Raw genomic sequence first — 11,118 nt, 5'->3', positions numbered from 1 at the left:
GGGAGATAATGTAGCGATCGAGTTGGAGTTGATTGTGCCGGTAGCGATGGAAAAAGGTTTGAGATTTGCGATACGAGAAGGCGGACGAACAATCGGCGCCGGTAGAATCTCTGATATTGTTGAATAAAAAGAAACAGTTAAAAGTTCTTGGTGTTTTCGCAAAAGGGATGAAAATACCAGGAGGTGATAAACAAAGGAGTCACTGTGGTGGAAGGACAAAAAATAAGAATACGGTTAAAGGCATATGATCACCGACTTTTGGATCAGTCTGCAGAGTCTATTGTTGAAACGGCAAAGAGAACTGGTTCGCGAGTAGTGGGGCCAGTACCTCTTCCTACACGAACGGAACGCTTTACAGTTTTGCGTTCACCTCACGTTGATAAAAAATCACGTGAACAGTTTGAAATAAGGACATACAAGAGGTTTTTGGATATCGTTAATCCAACAGCTAAAACGGTAGATGAATTAAAAAAGCTTAATCTTCCGTCTGGCGTTGATATTAAGATAAAAGTATAAATAAGCTATAAGCTGTAAGTGGTAAGCAATATAAATAAACGTTTATGTTTACCGTTTGAGTGACAGGCAAAATATATTAAGAGAAGAGGTCAGTTATGTCAACGTTGGAAGTATTAGATAAAAATGGAAAATCAGTAAGTACAATTGATGTTGCGCAGGAAATTGCTGAGTATAAAGCAAATGAAAAGATTGTTCGCGACTGTGTAGAAGCATATTTAGCAAATCAGCGTTCTGGTACGGCATGTACAAAAACACGCTCTGAGGTAAGTTTTTCTGGTGAAAAACCGTGGAGACAAAAAGGAACCGGACGTGCACGTATTGGAGATAAGAGTTCACCGGTGTGGAGGAAAGGCGCAGTAGCGTTTGGCCCTCGTCCGAGAAGTTTTACTATTACTTTACCTCAAAAAGTAAAAAAGAGTGCTTTAAAGCATGTGATAGCAGAAAGATTAAACAATAACGCAATTATTGTTCTTGAATCGTTAGAGATGGAAAATATTAAAACAAAAGATTTTATCGCATTGCTAGAAAAGATTAATGCCGGTAGTAGCGTGTTATTAGTGCTCGATAAGAAAAATGTGAATGTTGAAAAATCAGCAAGAAACTTAAAAGAAGTAAAAGTGATAAAATCTGAAGAAATAAACACTTATTATATATTAGCGCATAAAAAAATTGTAACAACAAAAGAAGCTTTTGAAAAAGTTCTCAAGAGATTTAGCAAATAATATATGTAAGTGCACCGTGAGTGGAAGGGGGGAATCGTGAGAGATCCAAACATAGTTATAAAAACGACGTTAGTAACAGAAAAAGGGACAGAATTAACAGAAAAGCATAATAAATATTTGTTCGAAGTCGATCGCAGATCAAACAAAATCGAAATTAGAAATGCTGTCCAAAAGTTATTTAATGTTAAAGTTGAAGCAGTAAATATTATTAATCAGCGCGGAAAGATGAAAAGAGTTCGTCGTGTTGCTGGAATGACTTCAGCAATAAAGAAAGCTATTGTCACTTTAAAAAAAGGTGACAAGATCGAAATAAAATAATAATAGTGCTGAAAATATCTAGAGAGAGTAAGGAAGGTAAAGAATGGGTATAAAAAAATATAAACCAACGACATCTACACGAAGATTTGCAACAGTGTCAGATTTTGCAGAAATCACAAAGAACAAGCCTGAGAAACGGTTATTGAAGAAGACATCAAAAACTGGTGGGCGAAACAGTATGGGGCGTATTACGTCACGCCATATTGGTGGTGGACACAAGAGAAAATATAGGATGATCGATTTTAAGCGTAATAAATTAGGTATTCCTGCACGTGTTGCATCCATTGAATATGATCCAAATCGGTCTGCACGGATAGCGCTTTTGGTATACAAAGACGGTGAGAAACGTTATATAATAGCTCCTGTTGGTTTGAAGGTAGATGATATCCTCGTTTCAGGAATAAAGCAAGAGATCGCAGTCGGAAACACCATGCCACTAGAAGAAATACCTATTGGTATGCCTATACACAATATTGAGCTAAAAAAAGGCCGTGGTGCGCAACTTGTACGTAGCGCAGGAGCACGTGCTGAAGTTATGGCAAAAGAAGGAAAGAATGCGCATGTCAAACTTCCTTCTGGTGAAGTTCGGTTAGTGCCGATTGTTTGTACTGCAACAATAGGGCAAGTAGGGAATATCGAACATGAATCGATATCGCTAGGCAAAGCTGGACGCAAAAAATGGTTAGGGAGACGCCCTCATGTAAGAGGTGTCGCAATGAATCCTGTAGATCATCCAATGGGTGGTGGTGAAGGACGTTCATCCGGCGGTAGACATCCGTGTTCTCCATGGGGTAAGCTGGCAAAAGGTGCTAAGACAAGAAGCAAAAGAAAATCAACAAAATACATCGTAAAGCCGAGAAAAGGAAAAAAGAAAAAATAGTTCTTGCATCTGCGAGTGTTTATTATATAATAGCCGCTCTTTTTTTCGTGTAAATATGAGTAACTGTAACAGGAGGAACAATGGGGAGATCAGTAAAAAAAGGACCATTCATCGATGAGAAATTGATGAAAAAGATTGAGAAATTAAATCGGTCCGCACATAAATCGCCTGTAAAAACATGGTCAAGACGAAGTATGATTGTTCCTGAATTTGTAGGACATACATTCATGGTTCATAATGGAAGAAAGTTTCTTCCGGTTTTTGTTTCTGAAAATATGGTAGGACATAAGTTAGGTGAATTTTCTCCAACACGTACATTTCGAAGACATAGTTCTGGTGCTGATAAAACAGCAGCTAATAAATAACGCAAATGTGCCTTGTGGTAAGATCTCCTTATTAAAAATACTGAATGGAGAATAATTGTAATGGAAGTTAGAGCAATTACAAAATATGTAAGAGTATCAACTCGCAGAGCGAGGAATGTAGTAGATTTGATTCGTGGAGCTCGTGTTAATGCTGCGATCAATACGCTTAATTTCACAAATTCAAAAGCAGCGAAGATTGTTGGGAAGACATTAAAAAGCGCTGTCGCAAACGCTAAGGTTAAAGAAGTTGAGGATCTTGACAGTCTTATTGTGAAAGAAGTGTATGTTGACGGCGGTCCTATAATAAAGCGATTTATCCCCAGAGCAATGGGGCGAGCGACGCCGATACAAAAGAAAACAAGTCATATCACTATTGTGCTTTCTGACGGTGTCAAAGACGAAGTGAGTGCGGTGCACACTAAACAAAAAGCTGTTCAGCCGCATACTGGTACGGGAAAAACTAACAACAAGAAAAAACCAGGGCATACAAAAGCACAAGAGAAACTACAAAAGCTAGATAAGAAAATAAAATCTAAAGCACAACATAAAGTAGTCAGATCCAAAGATCAAAAAGCGATTGGACAGCACGAAAAAAAGGGTATGACAAATAAATAAAAGGAATTGTTGAGGAGGTATTGTGGGACAAAAGGTCAATCCGATAGGCATACGAGTAACGGTATATAAAAATTGGGCATCACGATGGTTTTGTGATAAGAAAGATTATCCGGCTGCTATTCATGAAGATCTTAAGATAAGAAAGTTTATCAAAAAGAGACTTCTTTCAGCAGGTATTTCTCGTATATTAATTGAAAGAACAGCTGATAAGATTCGTATCACCCTGCACTCTTCTCGCCCGGGAGTGGTTATTGGAAGAAAAGGTGCTGAGATTGACAGAATTAAAGAAGATTTATATCTCATGACAAAAAAAGAAGTTGTTATAGATATTGAAGAAATAAAAAGGGCCGAACTTGACGCGCAATTAGTTTCCGAGAACATAGCGCTTCAAATAGCAAAAAGAGTTTCGTATAAGCGTGCAATGAAAAAGTCGATTAAAGCTGCAATGGACGCAGGCGCTGTGGGTATTAAGATCAGATGTGCCGGAAGACTAAACGGTGCTGAAATAGCGCGTGTGGATGGGGCAAAAGACGGGAAGATACCATTACATACTTTGCGGGCAGATATTGATTATGGTTTTGCAGAATCTCATACTACCTACGGTCTCATTGGAGTAAAAGTATGGGTTTGCAAAGGTGAGAAATCACCGCTTAAAAAGAAAAGAGAGCAAGCACTCGAGCAAGATAATTCTGAGAACGCTGCTGCTGAAGAAAAGAAAATATAAAGGAGATGTACGATGCCGTTGCTTCCCAAGAGGGTTAAGTATAGAAAGTCACAACGCGGAAAGCTTAAAGGTAATGCAACAAACGGTACCACGATCAGTTTTGGAGAATATGGTCTTCAGATACTTGAGCGGGGATGGATATCAAACATACAAATAGAAGCTGCACGTGTTGCTATTACTCGACATATGAAACGTAAGGGAAAATTATGGTTGCGTATGTTTCCCGATAAGTCAATTACGAAAAAACCGGCTGAGACACGCATGGGTAAAGGTAAAGGTGCTCCTGAAGGATGGGTGATACCAATAAAACCCGGTAAAGTGTTATTTGAAATAGGTGGTGTTCCGGAAGTCATTGCAAAAGAGTCATTGCGCCTCGGTGCATTTAAATTGAGTCTAAAAGCAAAATTAGTAATACGGCAAGGAATGTAATAGCCGTAAGCATTTGCGTTAACAACAACACGATTTGACATAATCACATAAGGGGAGTCACATGAAAGCAAAAGAGCTGAGGGAGCTTTCTGAAAAAGAAATAGATGTAAAGGTAAGAGAATTAAGAAGCTCTTTATTGCAGAAAAGATTGCAAAGTAAAACAGGTCAAATGGAACAACCAAGTCAAATAAGATTACTCAGGCATGATATTGCGCGTATTTTGACTGTGGCAAATGAGAAAAAATCTGGCAAGAATAAAGAATAAGGAAACAAGAAATGGTCCAAGACAAGAGTAGTAAGAGTAACGTAAAAGAAAAACTGGGAATAGTTGTTTCAGACAACATGGATAAAACGGTAGTGGTGAAATCTGAAAGAACATATCGCCATCCATTGTATAAAAAAGTGATTAGAAGCAGCAGGAAATACCATGCGCACGATGAAGGCAATGTTTCTAAAAAAGGTGATACGGTAAGAATAGTCGAGAGCCGTCCTTTAAGTAAATTAAAAAGATGGAAATTAGTTGAAGTTGTGAAAAAGGCAAGTGCTTAGAAATTGTGATGCAGAAAATTAGGAAAGGTGAAGTACTATGATACAAATGCAATCGAGACTCAACGTAGCCGATAATACGGGAGCTAAAAAGGTAATGTGTATAAAAGTATTAGGCGGAACACGAAGACGATACGCTTCCATCGGTGATGTTATTGTTGTATCTATAAAAGAAGCTGATCCGGATTCTATTATAAAAAAGGGTGAAATAGCCAAAGGCGTTATTGTTCGAACAAAAAATGCTATCAAGAGAAATGATGGCTCTAGTTTGCGGTTTGACAAAAATGCAATTGTGATAATTGACGATCAACTTAATCCAAAAGGAACTCGTATTTTTGGTCCCGTAGCACGTGAGCTTCGTGAAAGAAATTTTATGAAAATAATATCATTGGCACCTGAAGTTATTTAATGAATGAAACAAGGTAGGGTAAAGAGTAAAGGTAGTGATCATGATAAAAACAAAGATAAAGAAAGACGATACAGTAGTTGCCATTAAAGGTAAAGACAATGGGAAGACCGGAAGAGTTCTCCATGTCTTTTATAAAACAGGTAAAGTGCTCGTTGAGGGAATTAATTTTGTAAAAAAGACATCGCGTCCAAACAGAAATAATCCTCAAGGGGGAATTATTAACGTTGAGCGGCCTCTTCCTCTTTCTAATGTAATGTTTTACTGCGGGAAATGTAAAACCGGCGTGAGGGTATCTATTCGCGCTTTAGGAAGTGAAGGAAAAGAACGATTCTGTAAAAAGTGTGAAGAAACAATTTAAGTAAGGATGTTAAAGCCATGGCACGTTTGCATAAAAAATATAAAGAAGAAATAGCATTAAAAATGAAGGAAAAGTTTGAGTACAAAACCGTCTATCAAGTTCCGAGACTTGATAAGATAGTTATTAACATGGGTGTGGGAAAGGCTGCTAGCGAGCCGCAAGCTATAGAGGAAGCGGCAAGAGATCTATCGATTATTACCGGCCAGAAACCACAAATGCAAAAATCAAAGAAAAGCATATCGAATTTTAGATTGCGCAAAGGCAACATTATCGGCTGCAGAGTAACGTTGCGCAATAAAAGAATGTATGAATTTTTTGATAGATTGGTGAGTATTGCGATTCCTCGCATTAGGGACTTTAGAGGGTTAACAAGGAAATCATTTGATGGAAGTGGTAACTATACGATGGGGCTGCCGGATCAAATGATATTTCCTGAAATTGATTTTGATAAAGTTAAGAGAACTCAAGGGATGGATATTACGTTTGTAACAACAGGAAAAACAGATGAAGAGGCAAGTGAGCTTTTAGAATTGCTTGGAATGCCTTTTAAGGGTAAGGAGTAATTATGGCGAAAAGATGTCTTATAGTTAAGAGTTCGCGTACACCAAAGTATAAAGTACAGAAGTATAATAGATGTTTGCGCTGCGGACGGCCACGTGCATTTATAAGAAGATTTAAAATGTGCAGGATATGTTTACGTCAGCTCGCGTCTCAGGGTATGCTGCCTGGCGTAATTAAAGCGAGTTGGTAATATAGAGGGGGATATAACGATGACAATGACTGACCCGATTGCTGATATGATAGTTAGAATCAAAAATGCGCTTCAAGTACGGTATGATAAAGTTGATGTGCCGTATTCCAATATTAAACTTGAAGTAATAAAGAAACTTAAAGAAGCAGGATATATTGAAAACTATTATAAGACTGAAGATGGAATCAAAAGTTTTATATGTGTTGAATTGAAATATACTCGTGAAGGGAAACCTGTTATTAAAAATATAAAGAGAGCGAGTAAGCCAGGACTAAGATTATACACAAAAAAAGAAGAGATAACTAAGGTGCTTGGGGGGCTTGGTACTGTCATACTGACGACTTCCAAGGGCATATTAACGGGTACTGAAGCACAAAAACAAAATGTTGGCGGCGAAGTAATTTGTGAGGTTAAATAATGTCTAGAATAGGTAAAATTCCAGTTGATGTTCCTCAGGGTGTTGAGGTAAAGGTAGAAGGCCACGTAGTTAAGATAAGTGGCCCAAAAGGAAAACTAGAGCGTACATTTCATAATAATGTTTCTGTAAAACTAGAAGACAGCAAGATTGAAGTTTCCCGCGCGAGCGATATTCCAACAGATAAAGCGCTCCACGGATTAACGCGAAGCCTTATCTATAATATGGTGTTTGGCGTTACGCAAGGATTTAAGAAAACGCTTGAGATTGTCGGAGTAGGATATAGAGCAAAGGTTGACAAGAACATACTTGAATTAAGTCTTGGATTTTCGCATCCGGTAAAATATACCATCCCCGAAGGCGTTAAAATTGACGTTGAAAAGAATGTTAAGCTAGATGTATACGGCATTGATAAAGAGCTTGTCGGTGAAGTTGCAAGTGAGATTAGAAGATTTTTACCGCCAGAACCATATAAAGGTAAAGGTATTCGCTATTCAGATGAACATGTACGGCGTAAAGCCGGTAAGACAGTCGGATAAAGGAATAAAAATATGAAAAAAACACGTGGAGAATTAAGAAAAAGAAGGCATTTGAGAACCAGACAAAAAGTGAGCGGTACAGCTGAAAGACCAAGGTTGTGCGTGCACCGCGGTTTGAAGAATATGTATGCGCAAATTATTGATGATGAAAAAGGAGTAACCATTGCTGCGATATCTACGGTAGATGCTTCTTTTGGTAAAGATAAAAAATCAAAATCTAATATTAATTGTGCAAAAGAATTAGGAAAAAAAGTTGCGCTTGCCGCACAAGAAAAGAAAGTGGTAACCGTGGTGTTTGATAAAGCAGGATATAGGTATCACGGACGAATAAAAGCGCTTGCAGATGCGGCGCGTGAAGCGGGATTGAAGTTTTAGGACAACAATACATTCTATTACAAATAGAATAAGTTAAGAGGAAGTAAAAAGAGGAGGAATAAGTTGGCAGGTTACCGTGAGAACAAAGTAGAAAAGAGCGATCTGATTGAAAAAGTCGTAAAAATAAACAGATGCGCGAAGGTGGTTAAAGGTGGTAGACGCTTTAGCTTTAGCGCTCTTGTTGTTGTTGGCGACGGTGCTGCTCATGTTGGGTACGGTTTTGGTAAAGCGAATGATGTTTCATCTGCAATACGTAAAGCGATTGACTCTGCAAAGAAATCATTCATTGGCGTAAGCATGAAAGGTCAGACCATTCCTCATGAAATAACCGGAAAATATGCGGCAAGTCGTGTGCTCTTGAAGCCTGCAGCCCCGGGAACAGGTGTTATTGCGGGCGGTGGAGTAAGAGCGGTATTGGAAGCAGCGGGTATTAGAGACGTGCTTACAAAATCATTACGTTCAAATAATGCAATGAATGTGGTAAAAGCGACTATGCAGGGCCTGGAAAGTCTTACCACAAAAGAAATCGTTGAAGAAGAACGCGGATTAGTGATTGAAAAAGAATAACAGGAAATAGAAGGGTGAATAATGATTGAGTTGTGGAATTTAAAAAATACACGTGGTGCCAGAAAAGCCAAGAAAAAGATTGGTAGAGGTCCTGGATCAGGTCATGGGAAGACTTCAACAAGAGGGCATAAGGGACAGAAATCACGTTCAGGTGCTAGTTCACGACCAGGGTTTGAAGGCGGACAGATGCCTCTTCACAGACGGCTTCCTAAAAGAGGATTCCGTAATCCGTTCAAGAAATACTATACAATAATTAATGTAGCCGATTTAAATTCATTTAGTGACGGAGATACGGTGTCTGTTGAAGTATTAAAAGAGAAGAAAATGATTAAAAATGTTAAGCACGGTGTTAAAGTGCTTGGTAATGGTGACGTTAAGAAAAAGGTTACCGTTATAGCTGATTGTTTTAGCGCAGTGGCTAAGAAAAAAATTGAAGAATGCGGCGGAAAATGCGTTGATGTCCATTCAAAAACAGAAAAAGCTTCCGCATAAGAAGACGGTATGCTCGTTATTACGGGTATACATCTTGTGTGTAAGCGTTACTCATAGAGTATACGGAAACAATTATGTTAGCAGCGTTTAGAAATATATTTAAAATACCGGATTTACGGAAGAAAGTGCTTTTTACTGCGGGGTTATTGATCGTCGTAAGAATTGGTGCATATATTCCGACTGCTGGAGTTGATGGATTTCAACTAAACCAGTTTTTTGAAGATATGGCCAGCAGAAGCGGTGCAACGCTCTTTGGCATGATGAATTTGTTTAGTGGTGGTGCATTAAACAATTGTACTATTTTTGCGCTTGGTATCATGCCGTATATTAGTGCATCGATTGTATTACAGCTTTTGACTGCCGTTATTCCTTTTCTTGAAAGAATGGTTAGAGAAGGTGAATCGGGAAGAAGAAAGCTTACACAGTACACGCGTTACGGTACGGTGGTATTGGCGTTATTTCAGGCATTTTTTATTGCGCTTTGGTTGGAAAACCCGGCTGCCTTCAATGGTAGGATAATTGTTCCCGATCCAGGATGGGCGTTCAGGATTTTAACCATGCTCACACTTACTTCGGGAACAGTGTTTCTCATGTGGATTGGCGAGCAAATAACAGAACGGGGTATAGGCAACGGAATATCAATCCTTATTACCGTAGGTATTATTTCACGTTTGCCGAGCGCGGTAGGAATGACATACAACTTAATGAAACCAGGTGTTGAAGGCGGAGGAAGAAATCCGCTTCTTTTAGTGTTAATGGTAGCCATGTTTTTAGGTGTCGTTTTTGCGGTAATACTTCTTACACAGGGGCAGCGAAAAGTTCCTGTTCAGTATGCAAAACGTGTTGTTGGACGAAAAGTATACGGCGGTCAGAGTACATATATACCGCTTAAGGTAAATTATGGTGGTGTTATACCGATCATATTTGCATCTTCAATATTGCTTTTTCCTGCAACAATAGGAAGTTTTATTAATACGCCGATACTCAGAACATTTAGTATGTGGCTTTCACCCGGTTCTTTTTTATATTCAATGTGTTATGTTCTTCTGATCATTTTCTTTTGCTATTTCTGGACAGCCACACAGTTCAATCCTATACAGTGGGCTGATGATATGAAAAAGAATGGTGCTTTTGTTCCTGGTGTACGGCCAGGCAAAGCAACGGCAGATATGTTTGACAGCATTATGACAAGAATTACACTTTCCGGAGCACTATTTCTCGCAGTTATTGCGATATTGCCTAGCATAATTAGTGGGTGGTTAAAAATACCGTATCTTGTAGCAAGTTTTTTTGGCGGTACAGGACTTCTCATTATAGTTGGTGTGTTGCTTGATACGATGAGACAGATAGAAAGCCATCTTCTTACCCGTCATTACGATGGATTTATGAAAAAAGGGAAAATGAGGGGTAGATATTAATTATGCGTATTATACTGTTAGGACCTCCGGGAGCTGGAAAAGGTACGCATGCTGGTGTATTGTCAAGAGACCTTGATATACCGCATATTTCTACGGGTGATATATTACGGCAAGCGCTTAAGAATGGTACGGAAATCGGTCTTAAAGCGAAGAGCTTTATGGATAAGGGCGAGTTAGTTCCTGATGAGGTTATTCTTTCAATTATTTCTGAGAGATTATCTCAGGATGACTGTCAAAAAGGATTTTTGTTTGATGGATTTCCAAGAAATTTATTACAAGCTCAAAAGCTTGATGAGACACTTGTCGGGCTTAATGCATCGCTTGATATGGTGATTAATCTAAAAACATCGAGTGCAACAATAATTCGGAGATTGAGCGGAAGAAGAATTTGCAGAGAATGCGGCGCAACATATAATATTTTTACTATGCCATCTAAAGAAGAGGGCGTTTGTGATAAATGTGGCGGCGAGTTGTATCAACGCTCTGATGATAACGAAGAGACGATTTTAAACCGACTGAATGTTTATGACTCACAAACAGCAGAGTTAATAGAATACTATGACTCAAAGGGTCTTTTAAAAGATGTTAATGGGAACCTTGAAAGAGATGCAGCCTACGGTGAGATTACGGCATTAATGAGCAGTTCGGGAAAATAATAAATTATTAAGAGACACAAATA

General features: G+C 38.6%; 22 protein-coding genes. All 22 read left to right on the top strand.

The genetic code is table 11. From position 1 onward, the window contains the following. The coding region (tuf, locus tag P9M13_06460) for an elongation factor Tu (GenBank protein ID MDP8262925.1) at positions 1-127 on the top strand (127 nt) is incomplete at its 5' end. A gap of 80 nt (positions 128-207) precedes the next feature. After that, positions 208-516, top strand: coding sequence for a 30S ribosomal protein S10 (rpsJ, locus tag P9M13_06455; GenBank protein MDP8262924.1), 309 nt, complete (start codon positions 208-210; stop codon positions 514-516). 95 nt (positions 517-611) lie between these two features. After that, positions 612-1,238, top strand: coding sequence for a 50S ribosomal protein L4 (rplD, locus tag P9M13_06450; protein MDP8262923.1), 627 nt, complete (start codon positions 612-614; stop codon positions 1,236-1,238). A gap of 36 nt (positions 1,239-1,274) precedes the next feature. Continuing rightward, complete coding sequence (gene rplW / locus P9M13_06445) at positions 1,275-1,556, top strand: 50S ribosomal protein L23 (protein MDP8262922.1); 282 nt, start codon at positions 1,275-1,277, stop codon at positions 1,554-1,556. 43 nt (positions 1,557-1,599) lie between these two features. Beyond that, positions 1,600-2,436, top strand: a complete 837-nt coding sequence (rplB, locus tag P9M13_06440) for a 50S ribosomal protein L2 (protein ID MDP8262921.1) — start codon at positions 1,600-1,602, stop codon at positions 2,434-2,436. Positions 2,437-2,516: 80 nt separating this feature from the next. Continuing rightward, positions 2,517-2,801, top strand: a complete 285-nt coding sequence (gene rpsS, locus P9M13_06435) for a 30S ribosomal protein S19 (protein ID MDP8262920.1) — start codon at positions 2,517-2,519, stop codon at positions 2,799-2,801. A gap of 60 nt (positions 2,802-2,861) precedes the next feature. After that, a complete protein-coding gene (gene rplV / locus P9M13_06430) occupies positions 2,862-3,416 on the top strand; it encodes a 50S ribosomal protein L22 (GenBank protein MDP8262919.1) in 555 nt (184 codons plus the stop codon). 22 nt (positions 3,417-3,438) lie between these two features. Then, complete coding sequence (gene rpsC, locus P9M13_06425) at positions 3,439-4,140, top strand: 30S ribosomal protein S3 (GenBank protein ID MDP8262918.1); 702 nt, start codon at positions 3,439-3,441, stop codon at positions 4,138-4,140. A gap of 12 nt (positions 4,141-4,152) precedes the next feature. Further along, the gene (rplP, locus tag P9M13_06420; protein MDP8262917.1) at positions 4,153-4,569 is read left to right on the top strand and encodes a 50S ribosomal protein L16; all 417 of its coding nucleotides are present in this window, start codon (positions 4,153-4,155) and stop codon (positions 4,567-4,569) included. 61 nt (positions 4,570-4,630) lie between these two features. Further along, complete coding sequence (gene rpmC, locus P9M13_06415; GenBank protein MDP8262916.1) at positions 4,631-4,834, top strand: 50S ribosomal protein L29; 204 nt, start codon at positions 4,631-4,633, stop codon at positions 4,832-4,834. Positions 4,835-4,845: 11 nt separating this feature from the next. Further along, the gene (gene rpsQ / locus P9M13_06410; protein ID MDP8262915.1) at positions 4,846-5,118 is read left to right on the top strand and encodes a 30S ribosomal protein S17; all 273 of its coding nucleotides are present in this window, start codon (positions 4,846-4,848) and stop codon (positions 5,116-5,118) included. Positions 5,119-5,155: 37 nt separating this feature from the next. After that, entirely contained in the window at positions 5,156-5,524 is a 369-nt protein-coding gene (rplN, locus tag P9M13_06405; GenBank protein ID MDP8262914.1) for a 50S ribosomal protein L14, read from the top strand. Between the two features lie 40 nt (positions 5,525-5,564). Next, the gene (gene rplX / locus P9M13_06400) at positions 5,565-5,882 is read left to right on the top strand and encodes a 50S ribosomal protein L24 (GenBank protein MDP8262913.1); all 318 of its coding nucleotides are present in this window, start codon (positions 5,565-5,567) and stop codon (positions 5,880-5,882) included. 17 nt (positions 5,883-5,899) lie between these two features. Continuing rightward, a complete protein-coding gene (gene rplE / locus P9M13_06395) occupies positions 5,900-6,445 on the top strand; it encodes a 50S ribosomal protein L5 (protein MDP8262912.1) in 546 nt (181 codons plus the stop codon). A 2-nt stretch (positions 6,446-6,447) separates the two neighbouring features. Further along, the gene (locus P9M13_06390; protein ID MDP8262911.1) at positions 6,448-6,633 is read left to right on the top strand and encodes a type Z 30S ribosomal protein S14; all 186 of its coding nucleotides are present in this window, start codon (positions 6,448-6,450) and stop codon (positions 6,631-6,633) included. A 19-nt stretch (positions 6,634-6,652) separates the two neighbouring features. Beyond that, a complete protein-coding gene (gene rpsH, locus P9M13_06385) occupies positions 6,653-7,051 on the top strand; it encodes a 30S ribosomal protein S8 (GenBank protein ID MDP8262910.1) in 399 nt (132 codons plus the stop codon). Then, entirely contained in the window at positions 7,051-7,587 is a 537-nt protein-coding gene (gene rplF / locus P9M13_06380) for a 50S ribosomal protein L6 (protein ID MDP8262909.1), read from the top strand. Before rpsH ends, rplF begins: the two co-directional genes overlap by 1 nt. Positions 7,588-7,599: 12 nt before the next feature. Next, positions 7,600-7,962 (top strand): 50S ribosomal protein L18, encoded by a 363-nt coding sequence (gene rplR / locus P9M13_06375; GenBank protein ID MDP8262908.1) that lies wholly within the window; start codon positions 7,600-7,602, stop codon positions 7,960-7,962. A gap of 63 nt (positions 7,963-8,025) precedes the next feature. Continuing rightward, positions 8,026-8,529, top strand: coding sequence for a 30S ribosomal protein S5 (gene rpsE, locus P9M13_06370; GenBank protein MDP8262907.1), 504 nt, complete (start codon positions 8,026-8,028; stop codon positions 8,527-8,529). A 24-nt stretch (positions 8,530-8,553) separates the two neighbouring features. Further along, entirely contained in the window at positions 8,554-9,021 is a 468-nt protein-coding gene (rplO, locus tag P9M13_06365) for a 50S ribosomal protein L15 (protein MDP8262906.1), read from the top strand. Between the two features lie 74 nt (positions 9,022-9,095). Further along, positions 9,096-10,439 (top strand): preprotein translocase subunit SecY, encoded by a 1,344-nt coding sequence (gene secY / locus P9M13_06360; protein MDP8262905.1) that lies wholly within the window; start codon positions 9,096-9,098, stop codon positions 10,437-10,439. Between the two features lie 2 nt (positions 10,440-10,441). Continuing rightward, positions 10,442-11,095 carry an adenylate kinase gene (locus tag P9M13_06355; protein ID MDP8262904.1) on the top strand — a complete coding sequence of 218 codons (654 nt, stop codon included), beginning with the start codon at positions 10,442-10,444 and terminating at the stop codon, positions 11,093-11,095. Positions 11,096-11,118 lie beyond the last annotated feature (23 nt).

The organism is Candidatus Ancaeobacter aquaticus (assembly GCA_030765405.1).
Lineage (GTDB): Bacteria > Auribacterota > Ancaeobacteria > Ancaeobacterales > Ancaeobacteraceae > Ancaeobacter > Ancaeobacter aquaticus.
This window is presented reverse-complemented; position numbering and strand designations above follow the sequence as displayed.

Bases quoted from the DNA above. Each gene is read 5' to 3' on its own strand.
- rplD (MDP8262923.1), top strand. From the start codon at position 612: ATGTCAACGTTGGAAGTATTAGATAAAAATGGAAAATCAGTAAGTACA.
- rplB (MDP8262921.1), top strand. From the start codon at position 1,600: ATGGGTATAAAAAAATATAAACCAACGACATCTACACGAAGATTTGCA.
- rpsS (MDP8262920.1), top strand. From the start codon at position 2,517: ATGGGGAGATCAGTAAAAAAAGGACCATTCATCGATGAGAAATTGATG.
- rplV (MDP8262919.1), top strand. From the start codon at position 2,862: ATGGAAGTTAGAGCAATTACAAAATATGTAAGAGTATCAACTCGCAGA.
- rplP (MDP8262917.1), top strand. From the start codon at position 4,153: ATGCCGTTGCTTCCCAAGAGGGTTAAGTATAGAAAGTCACAACGCGGA.
- rpmC (MDP8262916.1), top strand. From the start codon at position 4,631: ATGAAAGCAAAAGAGCTGAGGGAGCTTTCTGAAAAAGAAATAGATGTA.
- rpsQ (MDP8262915.1), top strand. From the start codon at position 4,846: ATGGTCCAAGACAAGAGTAGTAAGAGTAACGTAAAAGAAAAACTGGGA.
- rplN (MDP8262914.1), top strand. From the start codon at position 5,156: ATGATACAAATGCAATCGAGACTCAACGTAGCCGATAATACGGGAGCT.
- rplX (MDP8262913.1), top strand. From the start codon at position 5,565: ATGATAAAAACAAAGATAAAGAAAGACGATACAGTAGTTGCCATTAAA.
- rplE (MDP8262912.1), top strand. From the start codon at position 5,900: ATGGCACGTTTGCATAAAAAATATAAAGAAGAAATAGCATTAAAAATG.
- P9M13_06390 (MDP8262911.1), top strand. From the start codon at position 6,448: ATGGCGAAAAGATGTCTTATAGTTAAGAGTTCGCGTACACCAAAGTAT.
- rpsH (MDP8262910.1), top strand. From the start codon at position 6,653: ATGACAATGACTGACCCGATTGCTGATATGATAGTTAGAATCAAAAAT.
- rplF (MDP8262909.1), top strand. From the start codon at position 7,051: ATGTCTAGAATAGGTAAAATTCCAGTTGATGTTCCTCAGGGTGTTGAG.
- rplR (MDP8262908.1), top strand. From the start codon at position 7,600: ATGAAAAAAACACGTGGAGAATTAAGAAAAAGAAGGCATTTGAGAACC.
- secY (MDP8262905.1), top strand. From the start codon at position 9,096: ATGTTAGCAGCGTTTAGAAATATATTTAAAATACCGGATTTACGGAAG.
- P9M13_06355 (MDP8262904.1), top strand. From the start codon at position 10,442: ATGCGTATTATACTGTTAGGACCTCCGGGAGCTGGAAAAGGTACGCAT.